The sequence below is a fragment of the Rhizomonospora bruguierae genome (assembly GCF_018397995.1).
GTDB lineage: Bacteria > Actinomycetota > Actinomycetes > Mycobacteriales > Micromonosporaceae > Rhizomonospora > Rhizomonospora bruguierae.
On the sequence record NZ_BBQH01000019.1, the window covers coordinates 151345 to 167751 of the forward strand.

17 protein-coding genes and 1 pseudogene are annotated in these 16407 nt (G+C 70.0%); 7 read left to right on the forward strand and 11 right to left on the reverse strand.

Translation table 11 applies throughout. The annotated features are described in order from the left end of the window. Window positions 1–16: 16 nt before the first annotated feature. The 5 genes from KJS59_RS10995 to KJS59_RS11015 all read right to left on the reverse strand — a co-directional run bounded on the left by KJS59_RS10995 (window position 17) and on the right by KJS59_RS11015 (window position 5703). On the reverse strand, window positions 17–802 hold the full coding sequence (locus tag KJS59_RS10995) for an isoprenyl transferase (RefSeq protein ID WP_213452715.1): 786 nt from the start codon (window positions 800–802) through the stop codon (window positions 17–19). Between the two features lie 24 nt (window positions 803–826). Beyond that, the gene (locus KJS59_RS11000; protein ID WP_249714043.1) at window positions 827–2005 is read right to left on the reverse strand and encodes an NAD(P)/FAD-dependent oxidoreductase; all 1179 of its coding nucleotides are present in this window, start codon (window positions 2003–2005) and stop codon (window positions 827–829) included. 25 nt (window positions 2006–2030) lie between these two features. Further along, entirely contained in the window at window positions 2031–2918 is an 888-nt protein-coding gene (locus KJS59_RS11005; protein WP_213452716.1) for a hypothetical protein, read from the reverse strand. A gap of 58 nt (window positions 2919–2976) precedes the next feature. Then, window positions 2977–3774 (reverse strand): hypothetical protein, encoded by a 798-nt coding sequence (locus KJS59_RS11010; RefSeq protein WP_213452717.1) that lies wholly within the window; start codon window positions 3772–3774, stop codon window positions 2977–2979. 93 nt (window positions 3775–3867) lie between these two features. Next, window positions 3868–5703, reverse strand: a complete 1836-nt coding sequence (locus KJS59_RS11015) for a phosphoenolpyruvate carboxykinase (GTP) (RefSeq protein WP_213452718.1) — start codon at window positions 5701–5703, stop codon at window positions 3868–3870. Window positions 5704–6100: 397 nt separating this feature from the next. Between KJS59_RS11015 and KJS59_RS11020 the strand changes: the two genes are divergently transcribed. Together KJS59_RS11020 and KJS59_RS11025 are read left to right on the forward strand one after the other, a co-directional pair. Beyond that, window positions 6101–6631: a GtrA family protein gene (locus tag KJS59_RS11020; RefSeq protein WP_249714044.1), complete on the forward strand. Its 531-nt coding sequence runs from the start codon at window positions 6101–6103 to the stop codon at window positions 6629–6631. A gap of 71 nt (window positions 6632–6702) precedes the next feature. Next, entirely contained in the window at window positions 6703–7299 is a 597-nt protein-coding gene (locus KJS59_RS11025; RefSeq protein WP_213452719.1) for a GtrA family protein, read from the forward strand. Between the two features lie 4 nt (window positions 7300–7303). Here KJS59_RS11025 and KJS59_RS11030 read toward each other — a convergent pair whose 3' ends face one another. Together KJS59_RS11030 and KJS59_RS11035 are read right to left on the reverse strand one after the other, a co-directional pair. After that, window positions 7304–7864, reverse strand: a complete 561-nt coding sequence (locus KJS59_RS11030) for a PH domain-containing protein (protein ID WP_213452720.1) — start codon at window positions 7862–7864, stop codon at window positions 7304–7306. A gap of 80 nt (window positions 7865–7944) precedes the next feature. Continuing rightward, window positions 7945–8805: a biotin--[acetyl-CoA-carboxylase] ligase gene (locus KJS59_RS11035; protein ID WP_213452721.1), complete on the reverse strand. Its 861-nt coding sequence runs from the start codon at window positions 8803–8805 to the stop codon at window positions 7945–7947. 64 nt (window positions 8806–8869) lie between these two features. Here KJS59_RS11035 and KJS59_RS11040 point away from each other — a divergent pair, with 64 nt between their 5' ends. After that, window positions 8870–10459, forward strand: coding sequence for an acyl-CoA carboxylase subunit beta (locus KJS59_RS11040; protein WP_213452722.1), 1590 nt, complete (start codon window positions 8870–8872; stop codon window positions 10457–10459). Window positions 10460–10679: 220 nt separating this feature from the next. Here KJS59_RS11040 and KJS59_RS11045 read toward each other — a convergent pair whose 3' ends face one another. Further along, window positions 10680–10979 carry an SDR family NAD(P)-dependent oxidoreductase gene (locus tag KJS59_RS11045; RefSeq protein ID WP_249714045.1) on the reverse strand — a complete coding sequence of 100 codons (300 nt, stop codon included), beginning with the start codon at window positions 10977–10979 and terminating at the stop codon, window positions 10680–10682. Between the two features lie 410 nt (window positions 10980–11389). On the opposite strand from KJS59_RS11045, the gene KJS59_RS11050 reads away from it, so the two are divergent. Further along, window positions 11390–12424, forward strand: coding sequence for an NAD-dependent epimerase/dehydratase family protein (locus KJS59_RS11050; protein WP_213452723.1), 1035 nt, complete (start codon window positions 11390–11392; stop codon window positions 12422–12424). Here KJS59_RS11050 and KJS59_RS11055 read toward each other — a convergent pair. After that, window positions 12410–13168, reverse strand: a complete 759-nt coding sequence (locus tag KJS59_RS11055) for a hypothetical protein (RefSeq protein ID WP_213452724.1) — start codon at window positions 13166–13168, stop codon at window positions 12410–12412. The genes KJS59_RS11050 and KJS59_RS11055 overlap by 15 nt on opposite strands. Between KJS59_RS11055 and KJS59_RS11060 the strand changes: the two genes are divergently transcribed. The 3 genes and pseudogenes from KJS59_RS11060 to KJS59_RS11070 form a co-directional block, all read left to right on the forward strand. After that, entirely contained in the window at window positions 13167–13556 is a 390-nt protein-coding gene (locus KJS59_RS11060) for a Scr1 family TA system antitoxin-like transcriptional regulator (protein ID WP_213452725.1), read from the forward strand. The two genes, KJS59_RS11055 and KJS59_RS11060, sit on opposite strands and share 2 nt — an antisense overlap. Window positions 13557–13788: 232 nt before the next feature. After that, window positions 13789–14307 (forward strand): DUF6879 family protein, encoded by a 519-nt coding sequence (locus KJS59_RS11065; protein ID WP_213452726.1) that lies wholly within the window; start codon window positions 13789–13791, stop codon window positions 14305–14307. Beyond that, window positions 14288–14548: pseudogene (locus KJS59_RS11070) on the forward strand (helix-turn-helix domain-containing protein); the annotation flags it as partial. The gene KJS59_RS11065 and the pseudogene KJS59_RS11070, both read left to right, overlap by 20 nt. A 26-nt stretch (window positions 14549–14574) precedes the next feature. On the opposite strand, the gene KJS59_RS11075 reads toward KJS59_RS11070, so the two are convergent. Continuing rightward, window positions 14575–15156 carry a flavin reductase family protein gene (locus KJS59_RS11075; RefSeq protein ID WP_213452727.1) on the reverse strand — a complete coding sequence of 194 codons (582 nt, stop codon included), beginning with the start codon at window positions 15154–15156 and terminating at the stop codon, window positions 14575–14577. Next, entirely contained in the window at window positions 15153–16247 is a 1095-nt protein-coding gene (locus tag KJS59_RS11080) for a hypothetical protein (RefSeq protein ID WP_213452728.1), read from the reverse strand. Before KJS59_RS11080 ends, KJS59_RS11075 begins: the two co-directional genes overlap by 4 nt. Between the last annotated feature and the right edge of the window lie 160 nt (window positions 16248–16407).

The window sequence follows — 16407 nt, forward strand, 5'->3', positions numbered from 1 at the left end:
TCGGGGCGGGTGCCGGTCAGGCGCCGTAGCGGCGTTGCCGGGAGGCGTACGAGCGCAGGGCGCGCAGGAAGTCGACGTGCCGGAAGTCCGGCCAGTTCACGTCGCAGAAGTAGAACTCGGAGTGCGCCGACTGCCACAGCAGGAAGCCGGACAGGCGCTGCTCGCCGCTGGTGCGGATGACCAGGTCGGGGTCGGGCTGCCCGCGGGTGTAGAGGTGCTCGGCGATGTGCTCGACGTCCAGCACCTCGGCCAGTTCCTCCAGGGTGCCGCCGCTGCGGGCGCGTTCGTAGAGCAGCGACCGGACCGCATCGGCTATCTCGCGCCGGCCCCCGTACCCCACGGCGAGGTTCACCTGGGCGCCACCGGCGCGCTCGGCGGTGCGCTCCTCGGCCGCCTTCAGCGCGGCGGCGGTGGCGGCGGGCAACACATCGAGGGCGCCGACCACGCGCAGGCGCCACGGGTTGCCCTCCTCGGCCAGTTCGGCGGCCAGGTCCTCGATGATGCGCAGCAGCGGTTCCAGTTCGGTCGCGGGGCGGCGCAGGTTGTCCGTGGCGAGCAGGTAGAGGGTGACGTGGCCGATGCCGAACTTGTCGCACCAGCCGAGCACGTGTTTGATCTTGGCTGCGCCGACCCGGTGGCCGTCATTGGGATCGACGTAGCCCATTTCGCGCGCCCACCGGCGGTTGCCGTCGCACATCACGCCGACGTGCTGGGGAACCGGTTTGCCGGCCAGGAGCGTGGTCAGTCGCCACTCGTACACCGGGTAGACGAGGCGGCGGTAGATGAGCTCGCGCACAGTCATCGCCTACAGCCTATCGAGTTCCGGCTAACTCCCGACAGTCGAACGTTCGGCCCTTAGCCCCGCCGCGATGCGCAGCAGGGTGCGCCCGTCGAGCCGGCCGTCGCCGAGCCCGAGGGCGACCAGTGCGCCGAAAACCCGCTGGTCACGGGCGGCGGCGGTGATCGCGGCGTCCACGATGCGGGGGTGCTGGGCCAGCGCGGCGGCGACCCGGCTGTGCGCCAGGTGCCGGCCGAGCCGCTGGCGCAGCGCGCGGCGGTACCGGTCCACCGCACGGTCCGGCGCCGCCCGGGCGAGGGCGGCGGCCCGCCCGGCCAGGGCGCCGGAGAGCACCGCGTAGAAGATGCCCTCGCCGGTGAACGGGTTGATGAGGGACAGCGCGTCGCCGGCCAGCAGGACCGGTCCCCGGCCGGGCGGCGGGCGCCGGGTGGACAGCGGGAGGTGGTGGGCGCGCAGGCCGGTCACGGCGCCGTGGTCCAGGGTGGGCAGCAGGGCGGCCAGTCGCTCGATCAGGTGTGCCCGGCTGGTCGGCCGCCCCTGAAGAACCTCGCCGTAGCCGACGTTGGCGCGGCCGTCCCCGATGGGGAACGCCCAGGCGTACGCGGGCCAGCGCGCCGAGGAGGTGACGATGAGCTGCTCCGCCGGGCCGGGGAGGGCGGGCGCGTAGCCTCGGATGGCGATGGCCACGTGCCCGTCCGGGTTGGGTCCGAAGCCGAGCAGGCGCCGGATGACCGAGCCGGCCCCGTCCGCCCCGATGACCGTGCGGGCCGCGAGCGCGCCGTCCAGTTCGACCCGCCCGCCCCGGCGCCGCAGGGCCCGGACGGCGTGCCGGACCGGTACCGCGCCCGCGGCGACCGCCGCCTCGTGCAGGCGGGCGTCGAACACCTCACGCGGGATCGTGTACGCCGGGTGCGAAAGCCGGCGCGCCACGGCGCACCCGCTGGGCGCGATCAGGCGCAGCGTGTCGATCGGCTCGTAGCCGGCGACCGCCCCGGTGATGCCCAGGTCGACGAGGGCTTCCACGGTCGGCGCGGCGATGCCGTCGCCGCACGCCTTGTCCCGGGGGAAGCCGGCCCGGTCGATCAGCGCGACGCTCGCGCCGGCGGCGCGGGCGGCCAGCGCGGCGGCGGCGCCCGCCGGCCCGCCGCCGACCACGGCCACGTCGAAGACGTCGGGCAGGTGCTCCCCCATGGCGTACTCCGTCATGGCCTGCTCCCTCCTGGCCCGCCCGTCACGGCGTGGCCTGCCGGGGCGCCGGGATCAGCCGGTCGTGGTGCGGGGCACGCCACAGGCCGTACAGCGCCATCAGGGCGGCGACGGCGAGCGGGCCGCCGTCGCGGACCAGGCCGTCCCCGCCGAGCATCGCCCAGCACAGCGGCAGGTCGATCAGCACCACCAGCAGCGTGATGCCGGCCAGCCACCAGCGCGCCCAGCGCCGGCCGCGCAGCAGGAAGAAGCTGGTGAACAGGACCGCGTAGCCGACCCCGAACGCGAGCGCCGCCCAGAGCGCCACGACCGGGATGGCGGCGAGCCGGCCGTCCGCGATCACCCCGACCGAGACCAGGCACGGTACGAGCATCAGCGGGCCGTACGCGAGCGCCGCGACCCGGGCGGTGAGCAGCCAGCCGGGCACCGGAGCGGCGGTCCGGGCGACCGGGCGGCGGGCGAACCCCTGCCGGGTGATGACCAGCCGATTCGGCGGCCGGGTCAGGTAGCCGGTGACGGCGGGCGAGCGGTAGAGCAGCAGCACGGCCGCGAGGGCGAGCAGCGCGATGGCGGCGAAGCCGAGCACGCCGGGCAGCACCGGCAGGCCGCGCCGCGGCACCACCAGGCGGGCCACCGCGAAGACCGTGGTGACGGCGAGGATCAGCCCGAACGGGCGGGCACCGGCCCGGCCCCGGCGCACGTGCCAGACCAGGACGAGGAAGCCGAGCGAGCGCAGCGTCGCCCAGCCGGTCCGCACCGCCAGCCCGTAGCCGCGCTCCGGGGCGTACCACCAGTTCAGCGCCTCCACCGCGACGGTCGCCGCCGCCGTGGCCGCGAGCAGCGCGGTGAGCGCGCGGACCGCGGCCGGCCGGGGCGCCGCCGCGGTGGTTGCCGCCGTCGCCGTCGCCGTCACGCGGCGAGGGTACCCATCCCCCGCCGCCGCCTATCACGACGCGCGGCGGGGAAAACCGCTACCCGGGGTGGCGGATGGCGGTCACCAACCGGCGGGCGAACGACTCGTGCTGGGCGTAGGCGTCCGGGAACGCGGAGATCTGCACGCTCTGCGCCGCCGCGGCGATGCTCATCTGCTCCCAGCCGGATATCTCCTCGAGCGCGTCGAAGAAGGCGTTGGTGGCGTAGGTGGGGTTCATCAGGTTCGCCACGGTGCCCCAACCGCTGCTCGGCCGCTGCTGGAACAGCCCGACCGAGTCGTGGTCCGCGCCCTCCCCCTCGTGGCTGTACCGCTCCGACTCGGGCACCGACGGGTTCGCCAGGTTGCGCAGGTAGCTCTCCTGCAGGACGGTGGCAAGGGCGACGACCATGGCCCGCTCGGGCATGCCCCGGCGCTCGGCCACCCGCACGATCGTCGTCGCGTGGTCCATCTGCCGCTGGTCGAGGTCGCCGATCGGCTTGACGTGCGCCGGGGTGGCCGGTGCGGTCGGCTTGGGCTTGGTCGGGGCCGCCGTCGCGGTCGCGGTCGCGGTCGGGGCGGGGGTCGGGCTCGGGCTCGGCGGGGTGCGGCCCGACCGGGAGGAGCGGTCCTCCTCCCGGAGGCGGTCGCGCAGCGCCGCCGGGTCCACGGCCGCCGCGGCGCCGGCGGCGTCCACCGGCGAGGTCTCGATCATTCCGGCGGCGGTGAGCCCGCCGACGACGAGGGCCCCGGCCAGGGTGAGGCCGGCGAGCCGCTTGTCGATCCGGAGCAGGAGCGCGCGCCGGGTTCCCCGGTGGTGCGCGCTCCGCCGTCCATGCCTGTGTCTCCCCTTACGCACCGCGCAAGGTTAGGCAGGACCGGTCGTCCCGTATCGGGCCGAAGAGGATCATTCGCTCATATGAAAAAGTGGGGAATCTCACAATCGAGGGAATCATCCACCCAAACGGGCCTTCAGAGCGTCAAGTTCCGCCCAGAGCACCCCCGGCAGCTGGTCCCCGAAACCGGTGAACCACTCCGCGACCAGCGGAAGTTCGGCCCGCCACTCGGCCGGGTCCACCCGCAGCGCGGCGGCCACGTCGGCCAGCGGGGTCTCCAGGCCGGTCAGGTCCAGCGCCTCGGGGGCGGGCACCCGGCCGATCGCGGTCTCCTCGGCGGCGCCGGTCCCCTCGATCCGCTCGACGACCCACTTCAGGACCCGCGAGTTCTCGCCGAAGCCCGGCCACAGGAACCGCCCGTCCTCGCCCCGGCGGAACCAGTTCACGTAGAAGATCCTGGGCAGCTTGCCCGGCTCGCCCGCGCCCGCGGCGCCCTTACCCATCTCGATCCAGTGGGCGAAGTAGTCGGCGGCGTTGTACCCGATGAACGGCAGCATCGCCATCGGGTCCCGCCGGACCACGCCCACCTGGCCGGTCGCGGCGGCGGTCGTCTCGGACGAGAGCGTGGCGCCCAGGTACACCCCGTGCGCCCAGTCCCGCGCCTCGGTGACCAGCGGGATCGTGGTGCGCCGCCGACCGCCGAACAGGATCGCGTCGATCGGCACGCCACGCGGGTCCTCGTACTCGTCGGCCAGCACCGGGCACTGCTTGATCGGCGTGCAGAACCGGCTGTTCGGGTGCGACGAGGGGGTCGGGGACTCCGGCGTCCAGTCCCGGCCCCGCCAGTCGACGAGGTGGGCCGGCGGCTCGCCCATCCCCTCCCACCAGATGTCGCCGTCGTCGGTCAGGCCCACGTTGGTGAAGATGGAGTTGCCCCGCTCCAGCGCCCGCATGGCGTTCGGGTTGGTCTTCCAGTCCGTGCCGGGCGCGACGCCGAACAGCCCGAACTCCGGGTTGGTGGCGTACAGCCGGCCGTCCTCGCCAAACCGCATCCAGGCGATGTCGTCGCCCAGGGTCTCGACCTTCCAGCCGGGGATCGTGGGCTCCAGCATCGCCAGGTTCGTCTTCCCACAGGCGGACGGGAAGGCCGCCGCGATGTAGTAGGTCTTCTCCTCGGGCGAGGTGAGCTTCATGATCAGCATGTGCTCGGCCAGCCAGCCCTCGTCCCGGGCCAGGACCGAGGCGATCCGCAGCGCGTAGCACTTCTTGCCCAGCAGCGAGTTGCCGCCATAGCCGGAGCCGTAGGACCAGACCTCGTGGGTCTCGGGGAACTGCGAGATGTACTTCGTCTCGTTGCACGGCCAGGGCACGTCGCGCTGGCCGGGCGCCAGCGGCGCGCCCACCGAGTGCAGGCAGGGCACGAACTCGGCGTCCTCGCCCATCCGGGCGAGCACGTCGGCGCCCATCCGGGTCATGATCCGCATGGACGCGGCCACGTACGCGCTGTCGGTCAGTTCCACCCCGAACATCGGCCGCTCGGCGTCCAGCGAGCCCATGCAGAACGGGACCACGTACATGGTCCGGCCGCGCATGCTGCCCCGGTACAGCGCGGTCATTTCGCGCTTCATGTCGGCCGGGGCCATCCAGTTGTTGGTCGGGCCGGCGCCCGACGGGTCGGGCGAGCAGATGAACGTCCGCTCCTCGACGCGGGCCACGTCGCCGGGGTCGGTGCAGGCCCGGAAGGAGTTGGGCCGGCGGTCGGGGTTGAGCCGGACCAGCGTTCCCGCCGTGACCAGCTCGTCGGTGATTCGGCGCCACTCCGCCTCGGATCCGTCGCACCAGACCACCCGCTCCGGGGTGGTCAGTTCGGCGACCTCGCGGACCCAGGCGAGCAGGCGGGGGTGTGTGGTCGGGGGGTTGTCGAGCCCTTGCACGGCGGCCGGAGCGGTCATCAGCTTTCTCCCTCTGGTCGGCACTGACCGGAAACCCGGGCTGGCCCCGGCGGGGTATACGGGGATACGCCGGGTGACCGGTACGGACACGCCGGGCAAGGGCCATGCGGGATATGTGCTCAGGGTAAACCGGCGGAGCGGTCAGGGCTCCTGGGAAGCTTGTGAAGAACTGCACAAGATGCGGTCCATGTGCAGACTGACGAGCATTTTCGCGCTCCCATGGACATGATCGCGCAAACGTTCCGGTGATCATTCACTTACGCCACCGTCACGCTGCGTAGCCACCACTCCTGTACGACACCCCGGGGAGGGGCGGCGATCGGCGCCCGCTGTCAGAAAGCTGCCACCACGTGGACAGTGCGGGTCGCGGCGCCGCCGCCCCGCGTACCCTCAGACCGTGCAGCAGACCCCGCCCGGCCCGATCCGCCGGCTATGGGACCGGTTCGGGCACCTGGTCCACGAACTGGGCAAGTTCGGCGTGGTGGGCGGTACCGCATTCGCGGTGGACACCCTGATCTTCGGCGCGCTGCTGCGCACCGGGATGGACCGGCTGCTCGCCAAGACGATCGCCACGGTGATCGCGGCGACGCTCGCGTTCCTCGGCAACCGCTTCTGGACCTGGCGGCACCGCGGACGCTCCGGCCTGGCGCGCGAGTACGGGCTGTACTTCTTCTACAACGCGGTCGGCCTGGCCATCACCCTGGTCGTCCTGTTCCTCAGCGGCACCGTGCTGGGTGCCGTCTGGCCGGGCGTGTTCCACACGTTCCTGGCCGACCTCATCGCGGGCAGCATCGTCGGCAACGCGGCCGCGACGGCGTTCCGGTTCTGGGCCTACCGGCGGTTCGTGTTTCTGGCCGGCGCTCCGGGGCACCCCAGCGATAACACACCGGTACCCGGGGTGCCCGCCCCGGCGACAGACTGCAGCTGAGGGCGTGACCTGCGGCGCACCCCCCGATCGCAGGACACGCGACGGTAAACCGACTCGCGTAAGGTGGCCAAGTGCCTGATACCGGAGCCCGCGCCCAGCGGTGGCGGAAGCTGGCCCACGAGGCGGCGAAGTTCGGCATCGTCGGCGGACTGAATACGGTCATCAATTTCCTGGTGTTCAACGCGCTCGTGCTGACCGTGCTGCACCAGGGCCAGCTCAAGGCCAACGTCGTCGCGACCGTGGTGGCCACCACCGCGTCGTACTTCATGAACCGGCACTGGACCTACCGGGACCGGCCCAAGTCGACGATGCGCCGCGAGTACACGCTGTTCTTCCTGTTCAACGGCGCGGGCCTGGTGATCGAGCTGGCGGTGCTCGGCGGCGCGAAGTACGGCCTGGGCCTGACCAGCCTGCTGGCGCTCAACCTGGCGAAGTTCACCGGCCTGGCCCTGGGCACGCTGTTCCGGTTCTGGGCGTACCGCACGTTCGTGTTCCGGCCGGCGCCGGCGCCCACCGCCGTCGCGCCGGAGAAACCCGGCGCGCGGCAGAACTTCGACCAGCTCACCGCCACGCTGGAGGCGGAGCTGGACGGCCCGCTCGATACCGACCTGGCCGCGGAGCTGGCCAAGGCCGACATGGTGACGGGCCGTCGCACCCGGAACCGCTAGCCGGTCACTGGCCGCCGCGCCCCTCCCGCATCGACTCCATGATCTCCCGCATCTCGTCGTCGCCGAGCGAGTGCTTGTCGCGGTCCCCCTCGACCAGTTCGTAGAGCGTGGTCTGTACCCGCTCGACGTGCGGGATGTCGGTGAGCACCGACTGGCCCCGCTCGCCCGCCGACTCGATGGTGAGCGTGCCGCAGCCCAGGATCCGCTCCATCAGCGACTGGTTCATGGAGTGGTCGTTCACCCGGCCGAGCGGGATGTCCCGCCGGCCGCGGGAGAACACCCCGTGCTGGAGCAGCACTCGCTCGTTCGTGAACACGTAGTGCGTGGTCTTCCAGACCAGGAACGGCCACAGGGCGAGCCACGCCACCAGGACCAGCGCGATCGCGCCGATGGCGTACAGCCCGACCATGCCGGCCGTGCCGCTCGGCAGGAAGATCCACCCGGCCACCACCGCGGCCACCGCCAGGACCAGCACGAACACCGGCCGGATCAGGGCCTTCCAGTGCGGGTGCAGGTTCAGCACGACGTGCTCGTCCTTGGTGAGCACGTCATCGGGGAAAGCCACCGTCAACCTCCTCGTGAATCGATCCGCGCCGACGGTAGCGGTTACCGGCCACCCGTGGGGTGCACCGCACGGGTGGCTTTCTACCGCAGATGCCGGATGTCGCCGGCCGCCACGGCCCGGGAGGCCCCGGTGGCGGAGTCGGTGACCAGCAGCCGGCCGTCGGCGTCAAGGCCGGTCGCGGTGCCGGTGAGGTCGGCCTCGGCGGGCAGCAGCACCCGCACCTCGCGGCCGATGGTGGCGCTGTCCCGCAGGTAGGCGGCGCGCAGGCCGCACTTCTCGGCGTCGCCGCCGGCCAGCCGCCACCGGTCGTACCAGTCGGACAGCGCCCGCAGCAGGGCGCGCAGCAGCGGGTCCCGGTCGGTCGCGGTGGCGCCGGCCAGGCGCAGCGACGTGGCGGGGACGGCGCCGGCGGTCTCGGGCAGCTCGTCGGCCCGCAGGGTCACGTTCAGCCCGATGCCGACCACCACCCCCTCGCCGACCGCCTCGGCCAGGATGCCGCCGCACTTACGCTCGGCGATCAGCAGGTCGTTCGGCCACTTCAGGGCGGCCTCCACCTCGGCCAGGCGGCTGACCGCCTCGGCCAGCGCCACCCCGGCCAGCAGCGGCAGCCAGCCGAACCGGGCCGGGTCCACCGCCGGCCAGGCCCGTTCGGGGTGGGCCACCGCCGGGCGCAGCAGCACGCTGACCGCCAGGCCGGCGCGCGGCGGGGAGGTCCACTGCCGGCCCTGCCGGCCACGCCCCGCCGTCTGCTGCTCGGCCACCACCACCAGACCCTCGGGTTCGCCGGCCCGGGCCGCCGCCGCGGCGTCCGCGTTGGTCGAACCGGTCGCCGCGCGCAGGTCCAGCCGGGTCCACAGCCCGCCGGGCACCAGCAGGGCCCGGCGCAGCCCGGCCGGGTGCAGGGGCGGCCGGTCCAGGTCCGTATAGGGGCTCTGCGTCACACCGCCACCCTGCCACACCGCCGTCCTGCGGCGCCGGCCCTGGCGCGTCGTTACGATCCTGCTCGTGACCGACCTCCACACTGATCAGGCGGACCTCCGGGGCACGGCCGGGAAGCTGGCGGACCTGGAGCGGCGGGTCCTCGAGGCGGTGCACGCGGGTTCCGCGCGCGCGGTCGACAAGCAGCACGCCCGGGGCAAGAAGACCGCCCGGGAGCGAATCGAGCTGCTGCTCGACCCCGGTTCGTTCGTCGAACTGGACGAACTGGCCCGGCACCGGTCCACCGCGTTCGGGCAGGAGCGGAACCGCCCGTACGGGGACGGCGTGCTCACCGGGTACGGCACCGTGGACGGCCGGCAGGTGTGCGTGTTCGCGCAGGACTTCACGGTCTTCGGCGGCTCCCTCGGCGAGGTCTTCGGCGAGAAGATCGTCAAGGTGATGGACCTGGCCATGAAGATCGGCTGCCCGGTGGTCGGCATCAACGACTCCGGCGGCGCCCGCATCCAGGAGGGCGTCGTCTCGCTCGGGCGGTACGGCGAGATCTTCTTCCGCAACGTGCGGGCCAGCGGGGTGATCCCGCAGATCTCGCTCGTGCTGGGCCCGTGCGCGGGCGGCGCCGTGTACTCCCCCGCGGTCACCGACTTCACCGTGATGGTCGACCAGACCTCCCACATGTTCATCACCGGGCCGGACGTCATCAAGACGGTCACCGGCGAGGACGTCGGCATGGAGGAGCTGGGCGGGGCCCGCACGCACAACACCCGCAGCGGCAACGCGCACTACCTCGCGGCGGACGAGGAAGACGCGATCGAGTACGTGCAGGCGCTGCTGTCCTACTTGCCGTCGAACAACCTGGACGAGCCGGTCCGGTACGACGCGCCGGCCGAACTGGAGCTCACCGACGCCGACCGGGAATTGGACACCCTCGTCCCGGACTCGGCGAACCAGCCGTACGACATCCGCCAGGTGATCGGGCACGTCCTGGACGACGGCGAGTTCCTCGAGGTCCAGCCGCTGTACGCGCAGAACATCGTCACCGGCTTCGGCCGGGTCGAGGGGCGCCCGGTCGGCGTGGTCGCCAACCAGCCGCTGCACCTGGCCGGCTGCCTGGACATCGCCGCCTCGGAGAAGGCCGCCCGGTTCGTGCGCACCTGCGACGCGTTCAACATCCCGGTGGTCACGTTCGTGGACGTGCCCGGCTTCCTGCCCGGCACCGGCCAGGAGTGGGACGGGATCATCCGGCGCGGCGCCAAGCTGCTCTACGCGTACGCCGAGGCGACCGTCCCGAAGGTCACCGTGATCACCCGTAAGGCGTACGGCGGCGCGTACGACGTGATGGGCTCCAAGCACCTCGGTGCGGACCTGAACTTCGCCTGGCCGACCGCGCAGATCGCGGTGATGGGCGCCCAGGGCGCCGTCAACATCCTGTACCGGGCCCAGCTCGCCGCCGCCGAGGACCCGGCCGCGCTGCGCGCCCAACTGATCACCGAGTACGAGGACGCGCTGGCCAACCCGTACGTGGCGGCCGAGCGCGGCTACGTGGACGCGGTCATCCGCCCGGCGCAGACCCGGGTCCAGCTCGTACGGGCGCTGCGGGTGCTGCGCACCAAGCGGGAGACGCTGCCACCGAAGAAGCACGGCAACATGCCGCTCTAGAACTGGTCGCGAGTGCGCGGCCGTCGCCTCAGCCGAATTCTGGATCGTCGGCGACGTGCTCGCGGCGTTGGAAACGCCCACAGCGGTGGTCGGCGCTGTTGAGGGCGAAGTACCGTACCACGACGAATTCGGGTCTCGATCCAGTTCAGCCGCGACGCATCCGCAGGCAGGAACACCAGGTCGACCCTCTTGGCATAAACCTTTCGGGCGACTGCGCCGTCTAGGAGGTCCACGGGCACGGCAAAGTCGGAGAGTGTGCGACTGGGCACTCTGTGCGGCCATACTGATAGCCCACGTCGGCCATCACACGAGCAACGCTGGCCGGATCGGCTATGTCGAGTTGATGACCGGATGCGGAGAGCCCCTCTGCGCGTAGCTCGTCGGCGGCCCGCGCGGCGGCCTCCTCAGTGCGAGCCGTGACGACCACGTGGGCGCCCGTACCGGCTATGCCTCGGGCGATGGCCTTCCCGAGTCCACGGTTGGAGCCGGTGACGACAGCGACGCGCTTGGCCTCACTCATGCAAGCAGACTACGCACGCGCAGCGCCTGGCTGCGGCGGCTCGGAGGCAGCTCCGACATGGCTGGACGGCCGTAATCGACCCCAGCATCCCGGTCGCCGGCCTTCCATCATCAGCGCCCGGTGCAGTTCAGTGTGCGTTGCAAAGCGGGGTTCGCCGACTGCATCCGTCCGCCGAATCCGGTGCTGCCGTTCCGCGCTGCAGTCGCCTAGGCGGGCGCACAGCATCGATCGGAAGCTCTCCATACGCCATGGCGGTACCGCGAAATCGCTGACCTCCTCATCGGCCGAAGCGACCCGGTTAAAGATTCGCCGCGCTTGCTCGCCGGCGGCGCCGGGATTGCGGCGGATGGCGGCGATTTGGTCGACATAGAGGTATAGCGACGCCAGCAGCGCGCGGGCATGATGGGCGGATGCGACTGTTGATCCTCGGCGGCACCTGGTTTCTCGGTCGGACGCTTGCGGAGACGGCCTTGGCGCGTGGCTGGCGCGTGACGTGCTTCAACCGTGGTCGCAGCGGGCATGACGTTCCGGGCACCGAGTCCATCCGCGGGGATCGCACAAATCTGGCGGATGTGGAGCGGCTGGCCGAGCATGGGGCGTGGGATGCGGTGGTGGACACCAGCGTTTATGAACCACCGGACGCGCTGATGATGGCGCGGGCGTTGCGGCGGGCAGTTGACCGTTACGTACTGGTGTCCACCGTCTCGGCCTATCGGTTCTGGCCTCAGGAACCGGTTGACGAGTCCTCGCCGCTCTGGCCGTCACGCCCAGACGCACGGGATTCGGACGCGGACATCGGTGCGATGCCTGTTCCGTACGCCTACGGCACGCTCAAGGCCGGGTGCGAGCAAGCGGTGCGTGACCTGTACGGCGGTGATGCATTGATCCTGCGGCCGGGAGTAGTCCTCGGCCCTTACGAGTACATCGGTCGACTCCCGGCCCTGCTCGGCCGTGCTGCGCGCGGCGGTCGGGTGCTGGCAGCCGGCGATCCAGGGCAACCAATTCAGCCGGTTGATGTGCGTGATCTGACTGATTTCACGCTACGCATGATCGAGACGGGCTCGGGTGAGGCGTTGAACGTGGCCGCACCGTTCGGGCACGCCACCTACGGCGACTTGATTGGTGCCTGCGTGGACGCAACCGACTCCGGCGCCGAGTTGGTGTGGGCCGATTCAGATTGGCTGGCCAACCAGGGCGTACGCCAGTGGACCGAGGTTCCCCTGTGGCGCACGCCTACTGGTACGTGGGCAGTGGACGCCTCCCGCGCCCGTTCGGCTGGATTGGTTTGCCGGCCTTTGCGTGACACGGTGTTCGACACATGGCGGTGGTTACAGGTTGAGCAACCCGTACCGCACGAACGCCAGGCTGAGCACGGCATGAGCGCACGGCGTGAGGCTGAGTTGCTGGCGGCGTGGGAGGCCGAGCTGGCGTCACCCGGACGGTAGTGCACGGGCCTCCGCCTCGTAGTTAAAGACCTCGATGCGATCTCGAAGCTCTGATGCCTCGTGAACGTCGTACCATCGTGAGTCGCCCAACGAGCGGGCCATTTGCGCTAGCCGGTCGGTGAGTCCGTGGCGGCGCTGCGGCACAGGAACGAGCCACACCGGAACGAGCGCCTCTTGGGCGACGTCCAGATGTCCGAGCGCCAACTCGGCAGCGGCAAGGTCAATGTGTGCGCGCTCGGTCACCAGGCCGCCGGAAGGGTCATCCACTAGCAGGTCGAGAGCTTGACGCGCCCGCTCGACGGCACCGGCCGCGTTCCCGAGCGCAAGCAGCGCCGTTCCCGCACAGGCGGCGTGACGCGATGGTCCCCATCCGAACTCGCCGCCGATCTCGTCGTGGAGATCATCGCCACCTTGATCAGCGGCGTGCGCCGCGTCGGCGGCTTGGAGTGCCGCTGTGGCTCGATCGGGGTCCCCTCCGATGTACGACCATGCCCGAGCCTCAATCGAGCGCAAGCGCGCCCCGGCGGCACCGGCAGGAGTGCGGTCGAGTCCTGCCTCGACGTGGATGATGGCCTGTCTCGGGCGACCGGTCCAGTAAGCGATCAAAGCCTGTGTGCCGAGTGCCCAGGTACGGAGTCCAGGGTGGTCGACCAGTTCGGCGTACACATGGGCCGCGCGAGCCTGTTCGGCGGCGGCGTCCCAGCTCGGCGCCGTCGAAACAATGTGGATCGAGTGGCACCGCATGGAGCAGGCCGGGCTACCGCACGCCCAGGAGGCGATCTGGCCGCTCTACCAACAGACCCGACAGTTCCGCGTCTACACGCCGAGCCTGCTTCCCGGCGTCCTCCAGACGAAGGCGTACACGACCGCGATCCTGACCGCGATCGGGCGTCGCCGCTCCGTCCCAGACGACATCGAGGGCGCCGTAGCCGTCCGCATGGAGCGCAAGACCATCTTCCAGGACCCGCGACATCGCTTCGCCTTCCTGATCGAGGAATCAGTGCTGACCGCCGGAGTTGGCGGGGCCGGCGTCATGATCGGACAGCTCGGCCACCTGATCGAGCTCACGGCCACGCCGACCGTGAGGCGGCACCGCCATTGGCACAACGTGAGGAATCGGCCAGGCTCTTGACCCTTCGCCAGCAACGCAACAAGGATGGCGACAGCGCAACTTTCCGCAACCTTCGCGACAGGGAGTAACGTTGCGCCTAACGTTCATCGGCAAAGACCTGGATTCCAATCCGTAGTTGGGTTGTGCAGGGCTGGGTGGTGGCGGACCAGGACGCGCTTGCACAGATGGACATCCCGGCTGGGGAAACGTGTCGAGATTCCTGACCGGATGCTGCAGTTCTTCAGGGAGGGCCGTGACCTCGATCAGTGAGGCCGATTTCGACCGCCTGCTACGCATCTTCGAGCGCTCGAGCGTGCACCTCGAAACGCGAGACGCCTATGGCACGGCGGTTGAACTTCCGCACATGGCGCAATGGGCGGCGGGTGAGCCGGATGACCTTTCATGGCTGGGCGGTTGGTGCGATACCCTGCGCCAGCACATAACGGATGGCAAAACAGTACAGCGGGCGCGTATCGTCTCCGAGCCTCTCAGCGACTACCAGCGGTGGTCGTACAGCATTGCCCACCCGATGGTCAACGCCGGTGAAGATATCCGCTGGGTGCCGCGGCGGCTGGTGTCGTCCATTGGTGTACCTGGCAACGACTTCTACCTGCTCGATGACCGCTTGGTGGTTTTCTTAATCTACAGCGGCAACGGTCTGAACGCCGCCTACGAGAGCTCGACCGACCCGGCGGACGTCGCCCTGTGCCGCTCGGCGTTCAGCATTGTGTGGAAGTTGGCCGTGCCGCACCGTGACTACCAACCCTTCTAGCGCTGTACGGCAGGCGCAGGAAGCGCTGGGCGTCCGCCTGCGTGAGATTCGCAAAGACGCGGGGCTCACCGGGCGGGCGCTTGCTGCCGCTACCGGCCAGCACTTCACGCGCGTCAGCAAGATCGAGCACGGTGTCCAGCCGCCGACCGATCAGGACATCCGCAACAGGTGCCGGGCGTGCGGCGCGGACGACCAGGTCGCAGACCTGATTGCCACCTTGCGGGCAGTTGAATCGGCGTATCCGCTGCGCCGGTGGGTTCGCCCGCGTCACTCATTGCCATAGGGAATTGTGATTGTTTCACTTGCGGTAGAAAAGTGGTTCCCAGTGACCTGCATCAGTGGGCGTAGCTCGGTAAGTGGTCTTCCATCGTCGCCGAACACGTCGGTGTTGAACTCCACGTGGACGACCTCTCCGACGTAGACGCCGTGGTCGCCGCCGAAGTCAAGGCGTTGAACCGTCCGGCAAGATAGCCAACCAAGTCCCTCCGCCAGTACGGGACCGAACATATCCGGTCGATCGAGAATGGTGAGTCTGGAGGCGCCAAGCTTCGCGGGTCGGTCAGGAAAGTCATACCGCGAGTAGCGCGCTCCCAGCTTCCAAACGCCTTCGAGTTGCGCGGCGGACGGTACCGAGAGAGTGAATCCCGCCGTCGCGTTGAGGTTGTCGTAGGTGAGCCATTGCTTGTATACCGCGAGAAGGATCTGTTGCGGATCAGTGGATATCGAGGTGACGTTCGACACCGGGATGAGGTTAGCCTCGCCGCCTGCGCTTCTTGTCCCGATAAGGTAGGCGATGCGCGGGGCAAGGAGGCGGTGGGCCTTGGCTGGGAGACCAGGTCGCATGCTCATCCGCCCGTCACCGCGAGACGCTTGTCAGGGCGGAAGTTATGAAGCGTGTCGCGGAGTTCCTGAGCGGTGCTGTTCCCACTGAACATCGGGGTCGTTAGTCGCCCATTGATTTGATCGAACACCTGGCCGAGTTGATTGATCCGCTGCGGTTCCGCCAGACTCAGGACCGGCCGAAGGGCCTGAGCGGCGGCCTCCGGGCCCCCGTCGCTGCCACGGTGGTCCAGTCGGGCGAGTGCAAGATAGCAGCGGCTGAGTGCCCAGCTGATGGGCCACGCGCCGTCAGATGATGATGGTGGTTGGTCATCGTGGCCCAGCGCGGCCACAGCCCGCTCGACTGCCGGATAGTTGCCGAGTTCGGTGTGGCTGACCGCCGCATAGTAGCGCTGACGTGTCTCCGGGAACGAGAAGACCGTGCCCAGCTCGGCGAGGGCATCGGTCCTGGTGACGCGGCCGGCTGTTCTTTCAACCCGGGGTAGGAGCGCTTTCGCCTCATCCTTGCGATTGAGTTGTGCCAACGCACGCACGTGCAGGCCCGTCAGGCGCACGCTTCCGCTTCCAGTGATCGACATGGCGCGGCCGCGTTCCGCGTGGCGGAGTGCATCTGCTGGCCTCTGTCGCCACAAGTCGATCATGGCCTGTGTGCACAGTACCCAGGCGGTCAACTCGGGATATTCGGCGAGGTCGGCAAACACCTCGGCCGACTTGGCCTGCATCATGCCGGCGTCGGACTCGCCGAGGTCATGGGATATGGATGCCAGAAGGAGGCAGGTCGCACCCATCATCAGGTACAGCTCGCGCGCCTGCCGTGGGTGCGGCCGCCGCGGATCAACTTGTACCGCCAACCGGTCTCTCAGAAGGATCACGCTACCGATGATGCGCGGCAGGTCGGAGGTATGCACGTAGTCGTTAGCAAGTCGGTGTAGCTCACCGCGAAGGTCGTCAACCGTTCCAGGGGCTATATCGATCGGCATGACCGCCTTGCTCACCTGGGCCGACTCGTAGGCCGCCGTCCACAGCAATGAAGCGGGCACAGCCGCCGCGAGGCCGACACCCACTGCCGCAGTCTTCTTGATCAGGGTGCGACGGTCCATCCCGTTGGAGGATGGGCTTGGCGCATTTCGGCGGTTCAGGGCGCCTTTATAACTTGTTCCGGCGTCTTCGGCGTTTAGTGACCGTGCGGGCCTAGTTGAGTAACACCTGTCGTCGCTCTCATCCTCACGGTGAATGAGGGCGTTGTCGATCGTTACGGGT

Coding starts and splice junctions, on each gene's coding strand:
- KJS59_RS11055 (WP_213452724.1), bottom strand. CDS start 13,168: ATGCGGTGCCACTCGATCCACATTGTTTCGACGGCGCCGAGCTGGGAC.
- KJS59_RS11075 (WP_213452727.1), bottom strand. CDS start 15,156: ATGAGCATGCGACCTGGTCTCCCAGCCAAGGCCCACCGCCTCCTTGCC.
- KJS59_RS11060 (WP_213452725.1), top strand. CDS start 13,167: ATGGAGCAGGCCGGGCTACCGCACGCCCAGGAGGCGATCTGGCCGCTC.
- KJS59_RS11015 (WP_213452718.1), bottom strand. CDS start 5,703: ATGACCGCTCCGGCCGCCGTGCAAGGGCTCGACAACCCCCCGACCACA.
- KJS59_RS11050 (WP_213452723.1), top strand. CDS start 11,390: ATGCGACTGTTGATCCTCGGCGGCACCTGGTTTCTCGGTCGGACGCTT.
- KJS59_RS11080 (WP_213452728.1), bottom strand. CDS start 16,247: ATGGACCGTCGCACCCTGATCAAGAAGACTGCGGCAGTGGGTGTCGGC.
- KJS59_RS11045 (WP_249714045.1), bottom strand. CDS start 10,979: ATGAGTGAGGCCAAGCGCGTCGCTGTCGTCACCGGCTCCAACCGTGGA.
- KJS59_RS11000 (WP_249714043.1), bottom strand. CDS start 2,005: ATGACGGAGTACGCCATGGGGGAGCACCTGCCCGACGTCTTCGACGTG.
- KJS59_RS10995 (WP_213452715.1), bottom strand. CDS start 802: ATGACTGTGCGCGAGCTCATCTACCGCCGCCTCGTCTACCCGGTGTAC.